Genomic DNA, 20,164 nt, shown 5'->3' with positions numbered 1-20,164 from the left:
GCTCATAACCCAGAGGTCGCAGGTTCAAATCCTGTCCCCGCTACTCAGTAGCACCGAAGGCCCGGCAGCCAGTCTGCCGGGCCTTCGTCGTTCCCCCAGCCGCGCCGCCAGCCGTTTCGCCGTCTCGCCCCCGTGCGTCGGGAATCCGATTTCCCTTCTGCCCACCGCTCACGTACTGTCGTGTTCACCGACGCGGGGTGGAGCAGCTCGGTAGCTCGCTGGGCTCATAACCCAGAGGTCGCAGGTTCAAATCCTGTCCCCGCTACTCAGTAGCACCGAAGGCCCGGCAGCCAGTCTGCCGGGCCTTCGTCGTTCCCCCGGCCGCGCCGCAGCCGCGCGCCGCCGTCTCGCCCCGGGTGCACCGCCTTGAAAAACCGTTGCCCTCCCCTCAGGAGCGTGCCTACAGTGGCGGCACACTGAAAGGAGGTGATCCTGAGTTGAGTTCCATCAGGATGCGTGAGGTGGCTGCTCGCTAGAGCCGCCCCTGCCTGTGCAGAAAGAGGCGCGTACGGCCTCCGGCGGCAGGCGCAGACCCAAGCAGTCACCCGGCCCGTGGGCTCACCGGTACATCCCCGGTGCCTCGGCCGCCAGGGCCCCTCGCGGGCCCGGCGCCGAGGAGAGCAGCCCACGGGCCGCCTGCTGTCCGGCCCCGGTCGTGGGGGCGCCCCGGGGCAGTCGCACGGACCGGTCCCGCGGCGGGCGGTGCGTCCTCGACCGGTCCCGGCTCCACCCGTACGAGTGCTGCCGGCGCCCGTACGCGATCCGCTACAGTCACAGCGACCTGACGGACCGTACGGGGGTGGAGTCGGTGGAGCTCGAACGCGGCGGCGAGCCGGCGCCGGCGGTGAAGATCGCGCTGACCGGGGTGCTGGGAGCCGGGTTACTCGGCCTGGCCCTGTTCGCCGCGGCCTCGCCGCACTGGGCGGCGTCCCTCGGCGGCGGCCTGATGGTGGCCGCGACCTTCTCGGTGGCGGGCGGCCTGCTGGGCTTCCTGTTCGGCGTGCCGAAGCTGCTGACCAGTGGCGCGGCCGCCCACCCGGAGGACCGCTCGGCGACCTCCACGGCGAGCTACGCGCCCAACACCAACCTGGAGCAGGTCTCCGACTGGCTCACCAAGATCCTGCTCGGAGCGGGCCTCACCCAGATCGGCACCGTGCCGCAGCGCCTGCGGGAGCTGGGCCGGGCGCTCGCCCCGGTGCTCGGCGGCGGCCCCGGGTCGGCCGGCTTCGCGGCGGCGCTCGGGGTGTACTTCAGCGTGGTCGGCTTCCTGACCGGCTGGCTGTTCACCCGGCTGCTGCTGGCCCGGGCGCTGTCCGCGGCCGACCGGCAGACGCTGGCCGACTCGGTGAACAAGACCGTCGTCGCGGCCCCCTCGCTCGGCTTCAGCGCCGAGCAGGTCCGGGACCTCTTCCGGACCGGGGTGGAGGGCCTGCGCGTGCAGGCGCTGGCCCTGCTGCAGGGCGCGCCGGACGCGCGCAACCTCGACCTGATCATCACCGCCATCGACCGTCACCTCTCGGCGTTCGAGCTGCTGCAGGCGCTGCTGGCGGCCCGCGCCGCGGCCGACCTGCCCGACCTGACCCCCGCGCAGCGCGGCGCCCTGCGCGACGCCGTCCGCTACAAGATGCGCAACTCCCGCAACGTGCCGCCGTACTCGCGGCGGCGGGCGGTGGCGGAGGACGTGCTCAGGGTGCTGCCGGAGCAGCTTCTCCCGGCCGGCCCGGGCGCTCCCGGCCCTGGCGCTCCCGGCGCGACGGACCCGGCCGCTCTCGGTCCGGCCTCGACCGATCCGGTGTCGACCGATCCGACCGGGCCGGATCCGGCCGTACCCGCCCCGCGCTGAGCCCGGCCGACCGGCGGCGGTGGTCGGCCGCGCGCAGCACCAGCACCCGGTGCGTCCCGGGTCCGCCGCACCGCCGGATCTCGGACGCGACCTGCCGGCGGCCCAGATCGGCGCGCAGCGCGTCCAGGTGCGGGTACGGGCGGCCGGTGGAGTCGTGCAGCGGGTGGATCCGGACCTCGCCCGCCGGGTCGGTGACCCGCACCAGCTCGCGCAGGGCCGCGAGTTGCTCCGCCGGGGAGAACAGCGCGGGGTAGGCGAACAGCAGGTAGCTGCTGAGGGTCAGCGCGAACGCGCCGTCCGCGAACGGCAGCCGGGGCAGCGCGGCGGCCACGTACGCCTCCGGGTGGGCGGCCGCGTCGGCGGCGAACAGCCGCCGGGCGCGGTCCCAGCTGCGCAGGTAGCGGTCGGCCCGGTAGGCGCGGGGGAGGTAGCGCCCGGGTTCGGCGCGGATGGCCGCGGCCATCGTCTCCCGGCCGGCCCGGGCCAGCGCGGCCAGTTCGGACGGCGGGACGGCGTAGCCGGGGTCGGCCGCGATCACCCGGCAGCCGAGCGCCCGGGCCTCGGCGACCAGCCCGGACGCACCGCCCGGGCAGTCGAGGACCGGTCCGGGGAGGGCGCGCAGTTCGCCGCGGGTGAGACCGAAGAGCCCGCAGTACTCGTCCAGCGGGCGGGAGGTGACCAGTACGGACACGGCGGCTCCTGACTCGGGCTCGCCCGCGCGCGGGGGGCCGCGGGCCGCTCCAGCCGATCACGGGGAGCACGGGCCCGCCCTCCGGGGCCGCCGGACGGGTCAGCGGGCGCCGAGCAGGCCGCGGACGGCGAGGCGGTGCACGCCGGTCAGCCCGCGGACGATCTTCGGGGTGAGCAGCACCAGGGCGATGCCGACCAGCGAGACCCCGGCGATCTGGAGGGGCGAGGTGACGTAGTAGGCGTAGTACTCGCCCTTGCCGTTGGTGAACTCGACGACCCGGTACCCGGGCCAGTCCAGGTAGCGGTGGAAGACCCAGTGGTAGGCCGGGTAGAGGGCGAGGACCCAGCCGGTGACCAGGAAGACCACGGTGGTCACGAAGCTGGTGATCGCCCAGGGCAGCATCAGTACGTGGTACAGCGCGGCCCGCCAGCCGTCCGGGTCGGCCAGCCGGGCGGTGATGCCGCCCCAGAAGCCGCTCCGGGCCGGCCGGACCGGAGCGGGTGCGGTCACCGGCGTGCCCAGCAGGGTGCGTACCCGCTCCCGGTCGAGGGCGCCCAGGCCCCGGGCGGCGGTCAGCATCAGGGCCAGCACCGGCAGGCCGAGGGCGGTGACCACCAGGCCGAGGCCGAGCGGGAGGAGGGCCACCACCAGGACGAACCCCAGCAGGGCGGTCGGCAGCCCGGTGAGGACGAAGCCCACCTCGCGGTAGGTCGAGGCGCTGAACGGCGCCCGCCAGAAGGCCGGGCTCGGGGCCGCGGCGGGCCGGTACGGGCTGGTGGTGGCGGTCATCTCGGGCCCCTCGAAGTCGTCCGTGCTCACGACCTCCACGATGCCGAACCGGGGGGCCGGCGGGGTATCCGGTCCGCTGCCGGATCCGGGGTGGGGTTGTCCCCACCCCGGGCGGCCGCGGGGCCGTCCGCGCCCCCGGCGGGCCACTCGTGTTCCAGCAGCGAGTACTGCATGCCGTCGAGCCAGCGGCCCGCCCGGTTCAGCTCGTGCCGGATCCGGCCCTCCAGCTGGAAGCCGGCCCGGGTGAGCACCCGGGCGGAGGCGGCGTTGCCGGGGTCGGTGCGGGCGGCGAGCCGGTGCAGGCCCAGGGTGTGGAAGCCGAATCCGCAGAGCAGTGCGAGGACTTCGCCGGCGTACCCGTGGCCCCAGGCGTCCCGGCGCAGCGCGTACCCGAGGACGGCGGCCCGGTCGCCTTCGAGGGTGAGGGCGGCGGTGCCGATCAGGGGCGCGCGGACGCCGTCGGCGGGCCTGGCGACGGCGAGCCGGTACTCGGTGCGGGGGCGCTGCTCGGCGGCGTCCAGGTACTGCTCGATCTGGTCGGCGCATTCCTCCAGGTCGCGCGGTTCGAACGGCAGGTAGCGCGCGGTCTCCGGGTCGCCGAAGACCGCGTGCAGACCGGCGACCTCCGCCTCGGTGTGGTCGAACTCGCGCAGGATCAGGCGGGGGCCGGTCAGCCGTACTGGGTCCATGCCCGCCGACCCTGCCCGTCGGGATCTTCGGCACCGGCTACGGTTTGTCCGTGAACGACGAAGACCTGCAGCTCATTCCGCACACCCGCGCCGCCGACCTGACCGCCGCGGCGGCCGGTCAGGACGTGCCCGAGGAGGCGCTGCGGACGGTGCTGGCGCTGCTGGAGCTGAGCGGCGCCCGGATGCACGACGGCTACCCGGAGTTGAGCTCGGCGCTGCTGGAGCAACTGCTCTACGAGCGGCTCCACCTGTACGTCCAGCCCGGCGGCGACCCCGCGGCGTACGGGGCGGCGGTGCTGCTGCTGATCGAGCACCAGCGGGCGGCCCGCCGGCTGAACAGCAAGCGGTACGAGCGGCTGCGCGAGGAGGCCGAGTGGCAGGGGGAGGTGCTGTGCGGGCTGCTGCGGCGGGCCGACCTGGTGACCTGGCCCCGGCTGTACGCCCTGCTGCTGTGGGCGGACGGGGTGGACACCGCCGACCGGGAGGCGGTCCGGGCCTGGCTGGACGCCTTCCGGGAGCTGACGCAGGAGCAGCGTCTTGAGGCGTTCGCGGCGGTGCCGGACCTGGACCCGGAGGAGCGGGACGGCGGTTGGGGGCCGACCCGGCTGCTGATGGTCGGGATGGCGACGGACGGCGCGCGGCTGCTGCTGGAGCAGGGCCTGATGCAGCGCAGCTACCGCAACCTGGCCGAGCTGACCGCGCTGGGCCGGCCGATGCCCGAGGAGCTCTCCGGGGACTTCGAGGACTTCGAGGCGGCGGTGGCCCGCGAGGCGCTGCGACTGTACGGGGAGTGGACGGTGCCCGGCCTGCCCGCGCTGCTGGTCGAGGAGTACCCGGACCTGGCGCCGGAGCCGGGCACCGAGGAGATCGAGGCGTACCTGGCGGACCAGGCCCCGGCCGCCGGGGAGCCTACGGATTGAGGCCGCGCGCCTGCATCCAGGCGAGCGGGTCGACGGGGGCGCCACCGTCGGGGCGGACCTCCAGGTGCAGGTGCGGGCTGGTGACGTTGCCGGTGGCGCCGACCGCGCCGAGCACGGTGCCGGGGACGACCGGGCCGTCGGCGGTGGCGATCCGGGACAGGTGGCAGTACCAGACCTCGGTGCCGTCCGGCAGGGTCTGGATGACCCGGTAGCCGTAGGCGCCGGACCAGCCGGCCGAGGTGACGGTGCCGGCGGCGACGGCGGTGACCGGGGCGCCGGTCTGGGCCGCGAAGTCGAGCCCGGTGTGCAGGTGCGACCAGTACGAGCCGGACTGCCCGTAGTGCGCGCTCAGGGTGTAGCCGGTGACCGGCGGGGCGAGCACGATCGGCGCGGCCTGCGGTGCCTGGGCCTGGGCCTGGGCCTGGGCGTGCGCGGAAGCCTGCGCCTGCGCCTGCGCCTGCGCGGAAGCCTGGGCCTGGATCTGGGCCTGCTGGGCGGCGTGCCTGGCCTCGGCCTCCTGGGCGGCGGCGAGCCGGGCTGCCTCCTCGGCGGCGCTCCGGCCGTCGGCCTGCTGCTGGATCCGGGCGGCGAGGGCCAGGCCCGGGTCGGCGGTCGCGGCGCCGTCCTGCTCGGCGGGGTCGGCGGCGACGACGGGGGCCGGAGCGGGGGCGGGAGCGGCCTGGGCGGAGGACGCGGCGGCGAAGCCGGTGGCACCGAGGGCGGCGGTCATCGCGGTGACGCCGAGCAGGGGTGCGCTGCTCCTGGCCTGACGGGGCATCCGGTGCCGGGCCGGGTCGCCGCCCTGGTCGCCCTGGTCGGCCTGGTGGAGCTGGCCCACCGGGTGGTCGAGCAGCTGGGTGCCTGCAGCCGAGCCGTGGAGCGGGTGCGTCGACGCCACTGAGGCGTGCTCCTTTCCTTCCCTCTCGCCGACCGGGTTAGCTGACGGGTTCGGAGCAGGAAGGTCTCCTACGGCCTGGCCTGGGCCGGACCGATTCACCCCAAGGAACGTGGTTCCCCGGTTCCGCGGACCCGCCGGTGGAGGCGTGCCCGCGGATTGAGCGATGGCGCACGGTGCCGTCTGGGTACGGCGTTTGGTTCCGCGCTGCGTTATCGAAAGTTAATCCTATGCGCCCCATGATTCCAAGCGCCCGGGCGGAGGAAATACGGGTCGTTCGCAGACCAGAGGGCGGTTCGCCCGATTTCGCGACGGCACCCGTGACGGACTGCTACCGGCCGGTTGAGTATCCGTACTCATGTGCGAGGAAAGGGACTTGGAGACCCTTTCGGCATGAGCACAAAGATGCAGTCCAGGACCACGGCCGCGTACTTCGTCCAGGCCGTCATCTCCTTCGCCCTCGCCACCACCGCCCTCGCCGCCGGGATCGCCTATCTCCCGGTGGACTCCTGGATGCGCGGTTTCCTGGCCGTCGGCCTGCTGTACGAGATCACCTCGGCGTTCACGCTGGCCAAGGTGATCCGCGACCGGCAGGAGGCCGACGAACTGACCAGCCGGGTGGACCAGGCCCGGCTGGACAAGCTGCTGGCCGAGCACGACCCGTTCCGGGTGGAGGGAGCCTGAGTTCCGACCGGTCGGGGCGGGGGTCAGCTGCCCTCGGCGGCGGCCTTCGCCCTGCGGGCGGCGAAGGTCTCGCCGCCGGCCGTCCAGTGGGTGGCCGGGACCTCCTCGACCGCGACCCAGATGTTCTGCGGGTCGACGCCGGTGATCCTGGCGTAGGTCTCGGTCAGCGCCCGGGCGATCTCGGCGTTCTGCTCGTCACTGCGACCGGACAGCTGCTTGACGTTGATGAAGGGCACGACGCCTCCTGGCGCGCTCGAAGGGACTCGGTGGTCACGGACACGGCGGTCACGGGCGCGGGACCGGCCGCGCGACCAGCGGCACGCTACCCCAGGGCCGCGGCCACCCCTTGACGGCTAAGGCTATTAGCCTTAGCTTTGGAGCTACAGGGGTTCACCGAACCGGTCGGGCGCCCACCAAGGAGCTCCAGGAGGCAGCAGTGACCAGCACCAGCACCCAGTACGTCGACGTCCCCGGCGGCCGGATCGCCTTCGACGACTCCGCCACCGGAGCAGGCACCGCCACCGGCACCCCCGTCGTCCTGCTCCCCGGCATGCTCGACAGGCGCACCGCCTACCGGCACCTGGTCCCGCTGCTGACCGCCGCGGGCCGCCGGGTGATCACCATGGACCTGCGCGGCCTCGGGGAGTCCTCCACCGGCTTCGCCGACCACTCCCCCGCCGCGATCGCCGGGGACGTGCTCGCACTGCTCGACCACCTGGGCGTCGAGCGGGCCGTCCTGGTCGGCAACTCCTACACCGGAGCCACCGTGGTCAGGGCCGCCGGGGACCGGCCGGAGCGGGTGGCCGGCATCGTGCTGATCGACGCCTTCATCGAGAACCTCCCGCCGAACGCCGTCCAGAAGGCCCTGGTCCGGGTCCTCGGCGCGGCGGTGGTGCGGTTCCCGGCACTGTGGGGCGCGGCGCAGCGGCTCTACTTCCCCACCGCCCGGCCCGCCGACTTCGACGAGTACCGCGCCGGGCTGGTCGCGATGCTGCGCGAGCCCGGACGCCGGGCGGCCGCCCGCGGGTACGTGGCCGGGGACTCCGCGCCGGTCGGCTGGTCCGCCGCGGTGCGCTGCCCGGCCCTGGTGATCATGGGCAGCAAGGACCCGGACTTCCCGAAGCCGGAGGTGGTGGCCGACCGCCAGGCCGCCGCACTGAAGGCCCGCAAGGTGATGATCGACGGCGGCGGCCACTACCCGATGGCGGGATTCCCGCAGGCCACCGCCGATGCCCTGGTCCCCTTCCTGGACGAGGTCGCCTGATGCCCCGGGTCGGACTCACCCCCGCCGCCGTCGTGGACCACGCCGTGGCCCTGCTCGACGAGCAGGGCGGCGAGGCCCTCACGCTGGCCGCCGTCGCCGCCCGTGCGAAGGTCGCCACGCCCTCGCTCTACAAGCACGTGCCCGGCGGCCTGGCCGAGCTGCGCCGGCTGATCGCCGTCCGGGTCACCGAGGAGCTGGCCGACCGGCTGACCGCCGCGGTGCTCGGGCGCAGCACCGACGAGGCCGTCGAGGCGCTGGTGGCGGCCTACGTCGAGTACGCCGTGCGCCACCCAGAGCGGTACGCGGCGCTGCCGCAGGCACCCGACGGCGCCGACCCGGACCTGGCCGCAGCGGGCACCCGGCTGGTCGAGGTGATCACGGCGGTGCTGCGCGGCTACGGGCTGGAGGGGGCGGAGGCGGTGCACGCCACCCGGACGGTGCGGGCGGTGGCGCACGGGTTCGCCTCGCTGACCACCGGCGGCGGCTTCCAGCTGCCCGAGGACCTCGCGGTGACCCGTCAGCGCGTGACCGGGGTCCTGACCGAAGGGCTGCGCAACTGGCCCGGGCGGGCCTGAGGGGGCCGACCCGTGTCCTTCGAGGGCCCGACCGCGTTGGGCAGGGCATGAAGAAGCGAAGCATGCTCGCCGTCGCCTCCCTCGCCGTGGGTGTGGTGGCCTCCCTGACCGCCCCGAGCGCGCACGCGGCGCCGACCGTCGGGCAGGGCCTGACGCCCGACGCCATCACCGCCCCCGACCTGCCGGTGGACCTGGTCGGCACGGTCTCCGAGGGCAGCCCCGACGTGGACGGGCTGAACGGACTGCCGGGCCTCCCGGTCTGAGCCGCCTCCTGATCCGAGCCGCCCGCCGTCGCCCGGCCTGAACCGTCTCCCGGCCCGAGCGGTCCGCCGGGCACGGGGGCGGCCGGCGGACCGCTCGTGGCCGGTACAGGTTCGGGTGGGATTCGAGACCGTTCCGTCACCGTCCACGGGTGACACTGGCGGGGTACCCGAACGGTCCGTCGTTCGGAGGCCCGGCCGGCCACGTTCCGTCAGTCCGGCGGTGCCGCACCGGCATCCCGGAGGACGTGGACAGATGACCAGGACCGTGCAGCCCGGCCGCGGCACCGTCGGCCTCGTACCCGCCCAGCGCCCCGCACCGGGCCCGGGCGCCGGCCGTCCGGCGGCCGTCCCGCCGCGGGGCCACCTGTCCCGCGCGTACGCCGTGCTGCGCGGTCTGCGCTCGATGCGGCCCGTTCCGGCCGTCGCCCAGGAGCCGTACGGCGAGTCCGACGGCCAGTAGCCGCACCGCCGCGAGCGCCCCGCCCGGCACCACCGCTCCGTCCTGCCCCGCTCCGCAACCGGACAGGCACACGGGACGTCCATAAGATGTTCACATCGGACAGCGGCGGACTGAGCGGAAGGGACCGGTCGAGCCCATGGACCTGAGCTCTTCGCGCCCCGTCACCCGCACCGAACTGCGCTGCGTGCGGCTGCTGCTGCGCTGCACCGGCGCCGCCGAACTGCTGGCCACCGTGCTCACCGAGGGCCCGGGCTGGATCACCGGCGAAGGCTCCGCGCTGTACCTGCTGGACTCCGACGGCATGCTCCGGCTGGCCGCCTCGCAGGGTCTGCCGGACTGGGCCCACGAGCGCTACGGCCTGGTCGACCCGGCGAGCGACCTGCCCGCGGCGCTGGCCCTGCGCCGCCGCGAGACCGTCCTGCTCAGCCCCGAGCGGACCGGCGGCGAGCACCTCGGCACCAACCACGGGCGCGGCACCGGCCTGGTCGCCCTCGCCGTCCTGCCGCTGGTCGTGGACGACCTGCCGATCGGCGTGCTCGCGCTGGCGCTGGCGCACCGCGGCACCGTCCCGCAGCGCGACGTGGAGGTCCTGGAGACCCTCGCCGAGGCGTGCGCCCACCGGCTCTCCCACCTGATCGACCACGTCCAGGCCGCGAGCCCGGCGCCGGAGGGGATCCGCACCGCCGCCTACGAGGGCGACCGGCCGCTGCTCTCGCTGGCCGTCCGGGCCGCCGGGGCGGGTGCCTTCGAACGTGACCTGGTCACCGGCGAGACCACCTGGGACGGCCTCGCCTACCAGGTCGTCGGGCTGCCCCCGCCGACCGGGGGCGACACCGCACCGGCCCCCGACCTCAGCCGGGTGGTGCACCCCGAGGACCTCCCCGACCTTCAGGCCGGCATGGCCGACGCGCTCGCGGCGGGCGGCCCGTACCGGCTCGACTACCGGGTCGTGCACGCCGACGGGACGGTCACCCGGGTGGACGAGTCGGGCGAGGTGATGCGCGACCTGCACGGGCGCCCGGTCCGGATCGCCGGCCTGCTCACCGCCCGCGACCGGCCCGCGTACCCGGAGCGCCCCGGCCTGGAGGAGGGCGACGCGCCGCCGGCCGACCCCTCCCGGGCCGGGACGCGTTCGGTGCTGCTGCTCTCGCTCACCCGGGCGCTCTCCCGGGCCGTCACCGTCCGGGACGTCACCACCACCCTGACCGACATAGCCCGGCCGGCCCTCGGCGCGGCCAACGTGGTGCTGGACCTGGTCGACGAGGGCCGGCTGCTGCCGGTCTCGCCGGCCGTCTACGGCGGCCCCTACCGCAGCGAGCTGAACCGGCTGCACGAGCTCTCCGCCGGGGTCATGGAGCAGTCGCTGGCCCGCGCCGTCCCGCTGTTCAGCGAGGGGGACGGACCCGCGCCGGGCGGCGGCCCGCTCACCCCCTCGGCCTGGGCCGTGCTGCCGCTGGTCGCCTCCGGCCGGCAGGTCGGCTCCTGCCTGATCACCTTCGACACCGCACGGATCTTCGGCCGCGAGGACCGCACCATGTACTCGGCCTTCGCGGGCATCCTCGCGCAGTCCCTGGAACGGGCCAGGCTCTACGACATCCACCACCACCGCGCCACCGAGCTCCAGCGGGCCATGCTGCCGCGCAGCCTGCCGCAGCTGGCCGGCATCGCCTCGGCGGCCCGCTACCTGCCCGGCACCGAGGGCATGCAGATCGGCGGCGACTGGTACGACCTGCTGCGCCTGCCGGACGGTGCGGTCGGCCTGGTGATCGGCGACGTCCAGGGGCACAACGCCGAGGCCAGCGCCGTCATGGGACAGCTGCGCAGCGGCCTGCGGGCGTACGCCACCGACGGGCACGACCCGGCCGCCACACTGGCCAGGACCAGCCGGCTGCTCGCCGAGCTGGACACCGACCTGTTCGCCACCTGCCTGTACCTCACCCTGGACCCCGCCACCGGGACGCTGCGCGGCGCCCGGGCCGGGCACCCGCCGCCGATCCGGATCTCCGGCGGCTCGGCCGCCGAGCTGGACCTGCCCGGCGGGCCGCCGCTCGGGGTGGCCCCCGGCTGGACGTACCAGCTGACCGTGCACGGCCTGGCGGCCGGCGAGACGCTGCTGGCGTACACCGACGGGCTGGTCGAGGAGCGCGGCGAGGACTACGACGAGTCGGTGCGGCGGATGGTCTGCGGGCTGGAGCTGTGGGCCCGCAAGGGCACGGGTGCGGGCGCCGACGGCGCCCGGGACAGCCTGGAGGCCCTGGCCGAGTCGCTCACCCTGAACGTCACCCAGCGCAACTCCCGTCCGGACGACGTCGCGCTGCTGCTCCTGCACCGGATCTCCGCGGACGCGGCGACCGACGGGTAGCGGACCCCGGCGCGATCCGGACGTTCCGTCCGGTGCCCGGCCGGTCCACCTCGCGGTGGCGCCCGGAGCGCCGGCGGATCCGCCGCCCGGGGCGCGCCGGTGACCAGCACCGATGTGTTCACGTCAGGTAGTTGGATGATGGTGACGGTTGTGAGAGCTTGACCGATTGAGTTCAATTGACGATCGCTCGGTTCACCCGAACGTAGGATCATCGCCCTACAATTCGCCGCGTGACGATGACTCAGTGGTGCGCAGCAGCAGCCGGTGTCCTCGCCCTCCTCGGGCTGGTGGCGGCCGCGAGGTACCGAGCCGTCACCGTGACCCTGCGTGGCCGACTGGCCGGGCACGAGACCGAACTCGGGCGCCTGCGGGCCGCCCTGGAACAGGAACTGGCCCACCGCTCGGCCGAGAACGCCGCCGTCCAGCAGGAGCAGGACCTCAACTCGGCGACCCGGCGGGCCTTCCTGAGCGTCGCCCGGCGCATCCTGGTGATGGCCCACGACCAGCAGGCCGGCCTGGACCACATGGAACGCACCCACGACGACCCGGCACTGCTCGACGGCCTGCTGAAGGCGGACCACGCGGCGGCCCAACAGGCCAGGCTGGCCCAGACCCTGGCGGTGCTCTGCGGCGCCCGGGCCGGACGGCACTGGCCCGAGCCGGTCGCCCTGGAGGACGTGGTGCGCGGCGCGCAGTCCCGCATCCTGCCGTTCCAGCGGGTGGTGGTCCGCAGCCGGATCGAGACCGCCGTGGTCGGCGCCGCCGCCGAGGCGCTGATCCACGCCGTGGCCGAGCTGCTGGACAACGCGACCCGCTACTCACCACCCTCCACCCAGGTGTTCGTCACGCTGATGCCCGTCCACAACGGCGCCGTCGTCGAGATCGACGACTGCGGCGTGGGGATGCCCGAGCAGGCCGTCGAGAAGGCCGCCGCCGCGCTCGCCGGCGGCGGCACCCTGGAGGTCTCCCGCCTCGGCGAGGTACCGCAGCTGGGACTGGCCGCGGTCGGCCGGCTCGCCGAGCAGTACGGCTTCCGGGTCACCCTCAGCTCCGCGCCCTCGCCGTACGGCGGCGTGCGGGTGGTCGTCCTGCTGCCCAACGCGCTGCTCACCGAGCCGCTGCCGGCCGCCGTCCCGACGGCGCTGCCGGCCACGCCGGCGCCACACCCCCCGGCGGCCGCCCTGCCGTCACCCCCGCCGACCCTCCCGGCGGCCGACGCCGCACCCGCGGAACTCCCCACCGCGGACCGGACCAGGGTCCCCGCCCAGCCCCGGGCCACGGCCCGGCCCTCGTCCGGCGCGCTCCCGCGCCGGGCCAACCGCCGGGGCAGCGAGCCCGCGCCCCGGCCGGCGCAGCCCGTGGACGCCCCCGCGCCCCCGCGCTGCGCCGAGGAGGCCAAGACCTTCATGGCCCTGTTCCAGGCCGGCACCGCGAGCGGCCGCACGGCCGCCCGCCAGGACCGGCCGTCCGACGCTCCCCACCCGTCCACCGGGCCGGTGGAGCCCACCCCCGCGTCCCCCCGACTTCCCCAGCGCTCCGGAGATTTCCATGACCACCAATCCTGACCTCGGCTGGCTGCTCTCGGACATCGTCGGCGTGCCCGACGTCCGGCACGCCGTCGTGGTGTCCAACGACGGCCTGGAGATCGGCCGCAGCGAGAAGATCGGCCGTGACGACGCCGAACGCCTCGCCGCCGCCTGCTCCGGACTCCAGTCGCTGGCCCGGGGAGTGGCCCAGGGCTTCGGCGGGCACGGCAGCAGCACCCGGCAGATCGTCGTCGAGTACGGCGGCGGCTACCTGTTCGTGGTCGCCGCCGGCGCCGGGGCGCACCTGGCCGTGGTGACCGGCGAGGCGGTGGACGCCGGGCTGGTCGCGTACCAGATGCAGGTGCTGGTGGAGCGGATCGGCACCCACCTGACCAGTCCGCCCCGGGTCGAGCGGGCGGCCGGGGACCTCCGGTGAGCGGGCCGGTCCGGCCCTACGTCATCACCGGCGGCCGCAGCGGGTCCGACCGGCCGGGGCTCGCCATCGAGAGCCTGGTGCAGGCGCTGCCGGCGGCCGGGCTCGACCCGGACCTGCTGGCCGGCGACCACCTCAACCGGGAGCACCAGCGGATCCTGACGCTCTGCCACGACCTGCTGTCGGTCGCCGAGATCGCCGCCCACCTGCGCCTGCCGGTCAGCGTGGTCCGGGTGCTCGTCGACGACCTCCGGGACCTCGGCGCCGTCCAGGTCCGCCCGCCCGCCCGGCAGACCGACCGCCTGTCCACCGCACTCCTCGAGGAGGTGCTCGTTGGCCTCCGCCAGCTCCGCTGAGCCCGCCGTCGGCACGGCCGAGCCGTGCTACCTGCCCGCCACCGTCCAGGGTGCGGTGAAGATCCTGGTGACCGGCCCGTTCGGGGTCGGCAAGACCACGCTGGTCGGCGCGCTCAGCGAGATCACGCCGCTGCGCACCGAGGAGGTCATGACCGAGGCCGGCGTCGGCGTGGACGACCTCACCGGGCGGCCCGGCAAGACCACCACCACCGTGGCGCTGGACTTCGGCCGGATCACGCTCAACCCGCAGCTCGCGCTCTACCTCTTCGGCACCCCGGGCCAGCAGCGCTTCTGGCCGCTCTGGGAGGACCTCTCGCGCGGCGCGCTCGGGGCGATCGCCCTGGTGGACACCCGCCGCCTGGACGAGAGCTTCGACGTCCTGGGGCAGTTGGAGGAGCAGCGGATCCCGTTCGCGGTCGCCGTCAACGTCTTCCCGGACACCCCCGAGCACCCGGAGGACGACCTGCGGGCGGCGCTCGACCTGCTGCCGGACGTGCCGATCCTGCGGTGCGACGCCCGCGACCGGCAGGCCGCGTACGACGTCCTGATCGACTTCGTGGACCACCTGCTCTCCACCGCCGCACTGGAGCTCCAGCCATGACGACACCCAAGCCCCAGGCGGCCGTGCCGCCGCCCGGCTGCCCGATGCACGCCGGCGGCCCGTCCGGCGGACCGGCCCAGCTCTACGGCGCCTCGGTCGCCGACGACCCGCACGGCCTGTACGCGCGGCTGCGCGAGCAGCACGGCCCGGTCGCGCCGATCGAGCTGGAGCCGGGCGTCGAGGCCTGGCTGGTGCTCGGCTACCCCGAACTGCTCGAACTGACCCGCAACGAGCAGCTGTTCTCCAAGGACTCGCGGCGCTGGCGGGTCCCGGCCGAGGGCCGGCTGAAGCCGGACTCCCGGCTGCTGCCGATGACCTCCTGGCGGCCCACCCTGCTCAACCTGGACGGCGCCGAGCACCAGCGGCTGCGCGGGGCGGTCGCCCAGACCCTCGGCCGGATCGACCACCGCCAGCTGCGCGAGACCACCGAGGCCGCGGCCAACAGCCTGATCGACAGCTGGGGACCGGACGGCACCGCCGACCTGATCGCCCAGTACGCGCGCCGGCTGCCGCTGCTGGTCTTCACCCAACTGCTCGGCCTGCCCGCCGAGATGGGGCCGCACCTGATCGAGCTGATCAGCCACTTCGTGGACAGCAGCGAGAAGTCGGTGCGGGCCAACGCCGAGTTCCAGACCATCCTGACCGACCTGGTCCGCCACCGCCGGGCCGAGCCGGGCGCGGACCTGACCTCCTGGCTGCTGGCCCACCAGGCGGCGATGACCGACGAGGAGGCCCTGCACCACCTGGTGGTGATCCTGGTCGCCGGCAACGAGACCACCATCAACTGGACCGGCAACACGCTGCGGCTGCTGCTCACCGACCGGCGGTTCCGCTCCACCCTCACCGGCGGGCGACTCACCGTCGCCGACGCGCTGGAGGAGGTGCTCTGGCGGGACCCGCCCACGCAGAACTTCCCCGGGCGCTGGGCCACCGGTGACACGGTGCTCGGCGGCCAGTACATCAGCGCCGGCGACATGCTGGTGCTCGGCCTGGCAGCCGCCAACGCCGACCCGTCGGTGCACGCCGGCGACGGCATCGCCGGCAACCGGGCCCACCTGGCCTGGGGGGCCGGCCGGCACGTCTGCCCGGCGCAGCACCCGGCGCGACTGATCGTCGAGACCGCGCTGGAGACCCTGCTGCACCGCCTGCCCGACCTCCAACTGGCCGTCCCCGCCAACGAACTGACCTGGCGGCCGTCCCCCTGGTCGCGGGCCCTGGTCTCCCTGCCGGTGCTCTACAGCGCCTTCACCCCGCCCCGAGCCGCCGCCCCCGAAAGGCCGACATGGACACCGCCGACACCCTCGTTCCCGTCACCCTCGACGCCTTCGGACGCGACCAGCACGGAGAGAACGGACGACTCCGCGAAGCCGGCCCGGCGGTCCTGGTGGAACTCCCTGGCGGGGTGGTGGTCTGGGCGATAACCCACCACGACACCCTTCAGGAGCTGCTCGCCGACCCGCGGGTCGGCAAGAACCCGCAGCTGTGGAACACCTTCCGGGAGGGCCGGCTGCCCAAGGGCTGGCCGCTGCTCAACTTCGTCACCGTCCCCGGCATGATCACCGTGGACGGCGCCGACCACCGCCGGCTGCGGGGGCTGGTCACCCAGGCGTTCACCCCGCGCCGGATCGCCGAGCTGGCACCGGCCGTGGAGGCCCGCAGCAACCGGCTGCTGGACGCGGTGGCCGAGCTGGAGGGCGACTTCGACCTGCGGGAGCACTTCGCCTACCCGCTGCCGATGCAGGTGATCGGCGAACTGCTCGGCCTGGCCGTCGAGCAGCAGGACCAGCTGCACGAGCTGTCCGACACCCTGGTCAGCAGCTCGGCCACGCCCGAGGCGGCACTCGCCGCCCAGCAGGGCCTGTTCGCCCTGCTCGCCTCGGTGGTCGCGGCCAAGCGGGCCGAGCCCGCCGACGACCTGACCACCGACCTGATCGCGGCCCGCGAGGCGGACGACCGGCTCACCGAGCAGGAGCTGGTCGGCACCCTGCTGCTGATGCTGGTCGCCGGCCACGAGACCACGCTCAACCTGATCACCAACGCGGTACGGGCCCTGCTGGCCCACCCGGACCAGCTGGAGCTGGTGCTGTCCGGCGCCCGCCCGTGGTCGGCGGTGGTCGAGGAGACCCTGCGCTACGACTCCCCGGTGGGCCAGTTCCCGCTGCGGTACGCGGTGCAGGACATCCAGGTCGGCGGGGTGCTGATCCGGCAGGGCGAGGCGCTGCTCGCCTCGTACGCCGCGGCCGGCCGGGACGGCGGCCACTACCCGGACGCCGACCGCTTCGACCTGAACCGCGGCCCCGCCAAGCACCTCTCGCTCGGCCACGGCCCGCACTTCTGCCTCGGTGCCGGACTGGCCAGGCTGGAGGCCGAGACGGCGCTGCGCGGCCTGTTCGGCCGCTTCCCGGGACTCACCGCGGCGAAGGACGGCCCGGCGCCGGAGCCGATCGCGTCGTTCGTCAGCAACAGCGTGCGCACCCTGTACGTCCGCACGGGCTGAGCCCCGCCCGGGCGGCCGGCCCCCTCCGGGTGCGCGGGGACGTCCGCGGGGTGCCGGCTGCCGCCGTTCGTGGCCGTGGCCGGTACCCCGGGGGCCGGGGATCGTTGGGCAGGGCATGACGAAGACCCCGGTGCTCGCCGTGCTCTCCCTGGCCGCGCTCGCGGCGGCCGCCGCCCCCGCGCAGGCGGACCAGGTCCGTGACCACGTGCGGGGGGCGACCGCCGAGGAGGTCTGCCACCAGGAGCTGACCCAGTACCCGCTGGTCGGGCCGGCCGCCGAGCGCACCACCGGTGCCTGCGGGACGGTCGGGCGGGTCCTGGACCGCCCGCCGGTGTCGGTGGCCTGACCGCAGGTGGCCCGACCGCAGGTGGCCCGACCGGCTCTCAGTCCTCGAACAGCGCGTTCATCTCGTCGAAGCCCAGGCCGTCCGCCAGCGCGCCGTAGCTGCCGTCGGCGTACACCTGGCGGGCGGCACGCCGCACGGCCGCGTAGGCGACCTTGGCCAGCCCCGGGCCGAGGCTGATCCGGCCCACCCCCAGCGCGGCGAGCTCCGCGACGCCCGGGGCGCCCGGCCCCGCCATCACGTTGAGCGGCACCGGCACGGCCGCCACCAGGGCGGCGACCGTCGCGGGGTCGTCGACGCCGGGGACGAAGACGCCGTCGGCGCCCGCCGCCACGTAGGCACGGGCCCGGGCCAGGGCCTCCTCCAGGCGACCGGCCGGGTCGCCGACGCCGAGCAGGAAGACGTCCGTCCGGGCGTTCAGGAACAGCGGGATCCCGGCCCGGTCGGCGGCCCGGCGGGCGGCCGCGATCCGCTCGGCCGCGTCGTCCACCGGGCGCAGCACGCCCGGGCCGGACCAGCTGTCCTCCAGGTTGACGCCGACGGCGCCGGTGGCGAGCAGGGCGGTGACCGTCTCCCCGACGCCCTCGGCGGTGTCGGCGAAGCCGTGCTCCAGGTCGGCGGTGACCGGGAGGTCCACGGCCGACGCGATCAGTGCGGTCTGGGCCAGCGCGCGGGCGCGGTCGAGCCGGTGGCCGTCCGGCACGCCGAGGGTCCAGGAGACGCTGGCGCTGGCGGTGGCGATCGCCGGGGCGCCGGCCCCGGCCACCAGGCGGGCGCTCGCCGCGTCCCAGACGTTGGCCAGGACCAGCGGCGCACCGGGGCGGTGCAGGGAGTGGAGGAGCTTCGCCTTGTCGTTCTGCGTGGTCATGGTGACAACCTGTCATGCCGGAGGCGGGTCGGACCGGCGGCTTTCGGACGTCGACCGTCCGGCCGGATCCGGGCCCCCGCGCACGGGGACCCGGGACGGAACGGGGCGGTCAGGCCCGCTTGGGGGCCGGGCTCAGCCGGGAGGTGATGCCGATCCGGTTCCACGAGTTGATGGCGATGATCAGGGCGATCAGCTGGGCCAGCTCCTGCTGGTCGAACAGCTTGGCCGCCTCGTCGTACACCGCGTCCGGGACGTGCCCGTCGGTCACCAGGGTGACGGCCTCCGTCAGGGCCAGCGCGGCGCGCTCCCGTGCGGTGAACCACGGGGTCTCCCGCCAGGCCGGCAGCGAGTAGATGCGGTGCTCCTGCTCGCCCTGGGCGCGGGCGTCGACGGTGTGCATGTCCAGGCAGAACGCGCAGCCGTTGACCTGCGAGGCACGGATCTTGACCAGCTCGGCCAGGACCGGGTCGACCCCGGCCACGGCGGCCCGGTCCAGCTTGATCATCGCGCGGTAGAACTCGGCGGCCTGCTCGGGCAGCGAGATCCGCTGGACGGGGGCCGGGACAGCGGCATCGGAGACGGGGGCGGCGGTGGCGGTGGCGTGCTCGTTCGTCGTCATACGGTCCACCCTAGGCGCCGGGTGGACCGGAACTGTGGTTCATTTGAGTCATGGGATCCTGGGCCACTTTCGGCGGCGACCTGCACCTCGACCTCTCCGCGGGCCGGGCCCGCGGGCTCGGCCTGCGGGCCGCCCTGGAGGACGCCCTGCGCTCCGCCGTACGGGACGGCCGGCTCGCCCCCGGCACCCGGCTGCTCTCCTCCCGGGCCCTCGCCGCCGACCTGGGGATCGCCCGCAACACCGTCGCCGAGGCGTACACCCAGCTCAGCGCCGAGGGCTGGCTGACCTCCCGCCAGGGCTCCGGCACGGTGGTGGCCGAACGCGGCGCCCCGCCCGCCGCCGCCCCGCCGCCCGGCGTCCGGCCCGGGCCCGCGGTACGGCACGACCTGATGCCCGGCAGCCCCGACCTGTCCCGTTTCCCCCGCGCCGCCTGGCTGGCGGCCACCCGCCGGGCCCTGGCCGCCGCACCGCACGAGGCGTTCGGACTCGGCGACCCGCGCGGCCGGATCGAGCTGCGCCGGGCGCTGGCCGACTACCTGGCCCGGGTCCGGGGCGTGCGCACCGACCCGGAACGGCTGCTGATCTGCTCCGGCTACACCCAGGGCCTCGGGCTGGTCTGCCGGGCCCTGCACGCGGAGGGGGTCCGCACCCTCGCCGTGGAGGAGTACGGGCTGCCGCCGCAGCGGGCGGTGATCGACGCGGCCGGCCTCGGCACCGTGCCGCTGCCGCTGGACGAGGGCGGTGCCCGCACCGAGGCGCTGCTCGGCTCGGCGGCCGGGGCCGTCGTGCTGACCCCCGCGCACCAGTTCCCGACCGGCGTCGCGCTGCGGGCCTCCCGCCGGGCGACGGCGGTCGCCTGGGCGCGGGCCACCGACGGGATCGTGATCGAGGACGACTACGACGGCGAGTTCCGCTACGACCGCCAGCCCCTGGGCGCCATGCAGGCCCTGGACCCGGACCGGGTGGTGTACGCCGGCACGGCCGCCAAGAGCCTCGCCCCCGGCCTGCGGCTCGGCTGGCTGGCCCTGCCGTCCCGGCTGGTGGAGCCGGTGATGCGGCAGAAGCGGCTGGCCGACGGCCAGTCGGCGGCCGTGGAACAGCTCACCCTGGCCGAACTGATCACCTCCGGCGACTACGACCGGCACATCCGGCGCAGCCGGCTGCAGTACCGCAAGCGCCGCGACCAGCTGATCGCGACGCTGGCCGAGCGCGCACCCGAGGTCCGGGTGACCGGCCTGTCCGCCGGCCTGAGCGCCGTGCTCGAACTCCCGCCCGGCTCGCTCGGCGAAGCGGACCTGCTGCGCCAGGCACAGTGGCTGGGCATCTCGCTGAGCGTCCTGTCCTGGTGCCGGGCGCCCTCGGTCGAACCCGCCCCCGGGGCCGGGTCGGCGCTGGTGGTCGGGTACGGGACGCCGTCCGACCGGGCGTTCCCGGCGGCCCTGGACGCGCTGTGCACACTGGTCCGGCTCTGAGGGAGCCCACGGCC

At 75.2% G+C, this 20,164-nt stretch carries 22 protein-coding genes, 1 tRNA gene and 1 riboswitch; of the genes, 17 read left to right on the top strand and 6 right to left on the bottom strand.

From position 1 onward, the window contains the following. The first annotated feature begins 191 nt into the window (after nucleotides 1-191). Nucleotides 192-265, top strand: a tRNA-Met gene (locus ACIOFR_RS35495). 534 nt (nucleotides 266-799) lie between these two features. After that, nucleotides 800-1,843: a hypothetical protein gene (locus ACIOFR_RS35490; RefSeq protein WP_401003866.1), complete on the top strand. Its 1,044-nt coding sequence runs from the start codon at nucleotides 800-802 to the stop codon at nucleotides 1,841-1,843. Between the two features lie 790 nt (nucleotides 1,844-2,633). Here ACIOFR_RS35490 and ACIOFR_RS35485 read toward each other — a convergent pair. Together ACIOFR_RS35485 and ACIOFR_RS35480 are read right to left on the bottom strand one after the other, a co-directional pair. Then, nucleotides 2,634-3,353: a sensor domain-containing protein gene (locus tag ACIOFR_RS35485; protein ID WP_401003864.1), complete on the bottom strand. Its 720-nt coding sequence runs from the start codon at nucleotides 3,351-3,353 to the stop codon at nucleotides 2,634-2,636. Continuing rightward, on the bottom strand, nucleotides 3,350-4,012 hold the full coding sequence (locus ACIOFR_RS35480) for a GNAT family N-acetyltransferase (RefSeq protein ID WP_401003863.1): 663 nt from the start codon (nucleotides 4,010-4,012) through the stop codon (nucleotides 3,350-3,352). Before ACIOFR_RS35480 ends, ACIOFR_RS35485 begins: the two co-directional genes overlap by 4 nt. A gap of 50 nt (nucleotides 4,013-4,062) precedes the next feature. On the opposite strand from ACIOFR_RS35480, the gene ACIOFR_RS35475 reads away from it, so the two are divergent. Beyond that, nucleotides 4,063-4,932, top strand: a complete 870-nt coding sequence (locus tag ACIOFR_RS35475; protein ID WP_401003861.1) for a hypothetical protein — start codon at nucleotides 4,063-4,065, stop codon at nucleotides 4,930-4,932. On the opposite strand, the gene ACIOFR_RS35470 is transcribed toward ACIOFR_RS35475, so the two are convergent. After that, a complete protein-coding gene (locus ACIOFR_RS35470) occupies nucleotides 4,922-5,830 on the bottom strand; it encodes a M23 family metallopeptidase (RefSeq protein WP_401003860.1) in 909 nt (302 codons plus the stop codon). The two genes, ACIOFR_RS35475 and ACIOFR_RS35470, sit on opposite strands and share 11 nt — an antisense overlap. Nucleotides 5,831-5,841: 11 nt before the next feature. Continuing rightward, a riboswitch (cyclic di-AMP (ydaO/yuaA leader) is annotated at nucleotides 5,842-6,003 on the bottom strand. A 217-nt stretch (nucleotides 6,004-6,220) separates the two neighbouring features. Between ACIOFR_RS35470 and ACIOFR_RS35465 the strand changes: the two genes are divergently transcribed. Next, nucleotides 6,221-6,511 carry a YiaA/YiaB family inner membrane protein gene (locus tag ACIOFR_RS35465; protein ID WP_401003858.1) on the top strand — a complete coding sequence of 97 codons (291 nt, stop codon included), beginning with the start codon at nucleotides 6,221-6,223 and terminating at the stop codon, nucleotides 6,509-6,511. 23 nt (nucleotides 6,512-6,534) lie between these two features. Here ACIOFR_RS35465 and ACIOFR_RS35460 read toward each other — a convergent pair whose 3' ends face one another. Then, nucleotides 6,535-6,747: a 4-oxalocrotonate tautomerase family protein gene (locus ACIOFR_RS35460; RefSeq protein WP_401003856.1), complete on the bottom strand. Its 213-nt coding sequence runs from the start codon at nucleotides 6,745-6,747 to the stop codon at nucleotides 6,535-6,537. A 200-nt stretch (nucleotides 6,748-6,947) separates the two neighbouring features. Here ACIOFR_RS35460 and ACIOFR_RS35455 point away from each other — a divergent pair, with 200 nt between their 5' ends. The 12 genes from ACIOFR_RS35455 to ACIOFR_RS35400 all read left to right on the top strand — a co-directional run bounded on the left by ACIOFR_RS35455 (nucleotide 6,948) and on the right by ACIOFR_RS35400 (nucleotide 17,194). After that, nucleotides 6,948-7,775, top strand: coding sequence for an alpha/beta fold hydrolase (locus tag ACIOFR_RS35455; protein ID WP_401003854.1), 828 nt, complete (start codon nucleotides 6,948-6,950; stop codon nucleotides 7,773-7,775). Then, on the top strand, nucleotides 7,775-8,350 hold the full coding sequence (locus ACIOFR_RS35450) for a TetR/AcrR family transcriptional regulator (protein WP_401003852.1): 576 nt from the start codon (nucleotides 7,775-7,777) through the stop codon (nucleotides 8,348-8,350). Before ACIOFR_RS35455 ends, ACIOFR_RS35450 begins: the two co-directional genes overlap by 1 nt. A 47-nt stretch (nucleotides 8,351-8,397) precedes the next feature. Further along, nucleotides 8,398-8,613, top strand: a complete 216-nt coding sequence (locus ACIOFR_RS35445; protein WP_401003850.1) for a hypothetical protein — start codon at nucleotides 8,398-8,400, stop codon at nucleotides 8,611-8,613. Nucleotides 8,614-8,866: 253 nt separating this feature from the next. After that, a complete protein-coding gene (locus ACIOFR_RS35440) occupies nucleotides 8,867-9,073 on the top strand; it encodes a hypothetical protein (RefSeq protein WP_401003848.1) in 207 nt (68 codons plus the stop codon). 136 nt (nucleotides 9,074-9,209) lie between these two features. After that, on the top strand, nucleotides 9,210-11,435 hold the full coding sequence (locus tag ACIOFR_RS35435) for a SpoIIE family protein phosphatase (protein WP_401003847.1): 2,226 nt from the start codon (nucleotides 9,210-9,212) through the stop codon (nucleotides 11,433-11,435). A gap of 236 nt (nucleotides 11,436-11,671) precedes the next feature. After that, complete coding sequence (locus tag ACIOFR_RS35430) at nucleotides 11,672-13,000, top strand: ATP-binding protein (protein ID WP_401003884.1); 1,329 nt, start codon at nucleotides 11,672-11,674, stop codon at nucleotides 12,998-13,000. Further along, complete coding sequence (locus ACIOFR_RS35425; RefSeq protein ID WP_401003845.1) at nucleotides 12,984-13,397, top strand: roadblock/LC7 domain-containing protein; 414 nt, start codon at nucleotides 12,984-12,986, stop codon at nucleotides 13,395-13,397. Before ACIOFR_RS35430 ends, ACIOFR_RS35425 begins: the two co-directional genes overlap by 17 nt. Beyond that, entirely contained in the window at nucleotides 13,394-13,750 is a 357-nt protein-coding gene (locus ACIOFR_RS35420; RefSeq protein ID WP_401003843.1) for a DUF742 domain-containing protein, read from the top strand. The genes ACIOFR_RS35425 and ACIOFR_RS35420 overlap by 4 nt, the downstream gene beginning before the upstream one ends. Continuing rightward, entirely contained in the window at nucleotides 13,728-14,351 is a 624-nt protein-coding gene (locus ACIOFR_RS35415) for a GTP-binding protein (protein ID WP_401003841.1), read from the top strand. The genes ACIOFR_RS35420 and ACIOFR_RS35415 overlap by 23 nt, the downstream gene beginning before the upstream one ends. Then, entirely contained in the window at nucleotides 14,348-15,772 is a 1,425-nt protein-coding gene (locus ACIOFR_RS35410) for a cytochrome P450 (RefSeq protein WP_401003839.1), read from the top strand. The genes ACIOFR_RS35415 and ACIOFR_RS35410 overlap by 4 nt, the downstream gene beginning before the upstream one ends. Beyond that, nucleotides 15,736-16,848 (top strand): cytochrome P450, encoded by a 1,113-nt coding sequence (locus ACIOFR_RS35405; protein WP_401003837.1) that lies wholly within the window; start codon nucleotides 15,736-15,738, stop codon nucleotides 16,846-16,848. Before ACIOFR_RS35410 ends, ACIOFR_RS35405 begins: the two co-directional genes overlap by 37 nt. 115 nt (nucleotides 16,849-16,963) lie before the next feature. After that, complete coding sequence (locus tag ACIOFR_RS35400) at nucleotides 16,964-17,194, top strand: hypothetical protein (RefSeq protein ID WP_401003835.1); 231 nt, start codon at nucleotides 16,964-16,966, stop codon at nucleotides 17,192-17,194. Between the two features lie 37 nt (nucleotides 17,195-17,231). Here ACIOFR_RS35400 and ACIOFR_RS35395 read toward each other — a convergent pair whose 3' ends face one another. Together ACIOFR_RS35395 and ACIOFR_RS35390 are read right to left on the bottom strand one after the other, a co-directional pair. Further along, nucleotides 17,232-18,059: an isocitrate lyase/phosphoenolpyruvate mutase family protein gene (locus ACIOFR_RS35395; protein WP_401003833.1), complete on the bottom strand. Its 828-nt coding sequence runs from the start codon at nucleotides 18,057-18,059 to the stop codon at nucleotides 17,232-17,234. 109 nt (nucleotides 18,060-18,168) lie between these two features. Then, complete coding sequence (locus tag ACIOFR_RS35390) at nucleotides 18,169-18,678, bottom strand: carboxymuconolactone decarboxylase family protein (protein WP_401003831.1); 510 nt, start codon at nucleotides 18,676-18,678, stop codon at nucleotides 18,169-18,171. A gap of 50 nt (nucleotides 18,679-18,728) precedes the next feature. On the opposite strand from ACIOFR_RS35390, the gene ACIOFR_RS35385 reads away from it, so the two are divergent. Beyond that, nucleotides 18,729-20,150: a PLP-dependent aminotransferase family protein gene (locus ACIOFR_RS35385; RefSeq protein ID WP_401003829.1), complete on the top strand. Its 1,422-nt coding sequence runs from the start codon at nucleotides 18,729-18,731 to the stop codon at nucleotides 20,148-20,150. The last annotated feature ends 14 nt before the right edge of the window (nucleotides 20,151-20,164 follow it).

Origin of the sequence: Kitasatospora sp. NPDC088346 (assembly GCF_044740765.1) — a bacterium.
Classification (GTDB): domain Bacteria; phylum Actinomycetota; class Actinomycetes; order Streptomycetales; family Streptomycetaceae; genus Kitasatospora.
The sequence above is the reverse complement of the archived record's forward strand: the minus strand, read 5'-3'. Positions and strand labels throughout refer to the sequence as shown.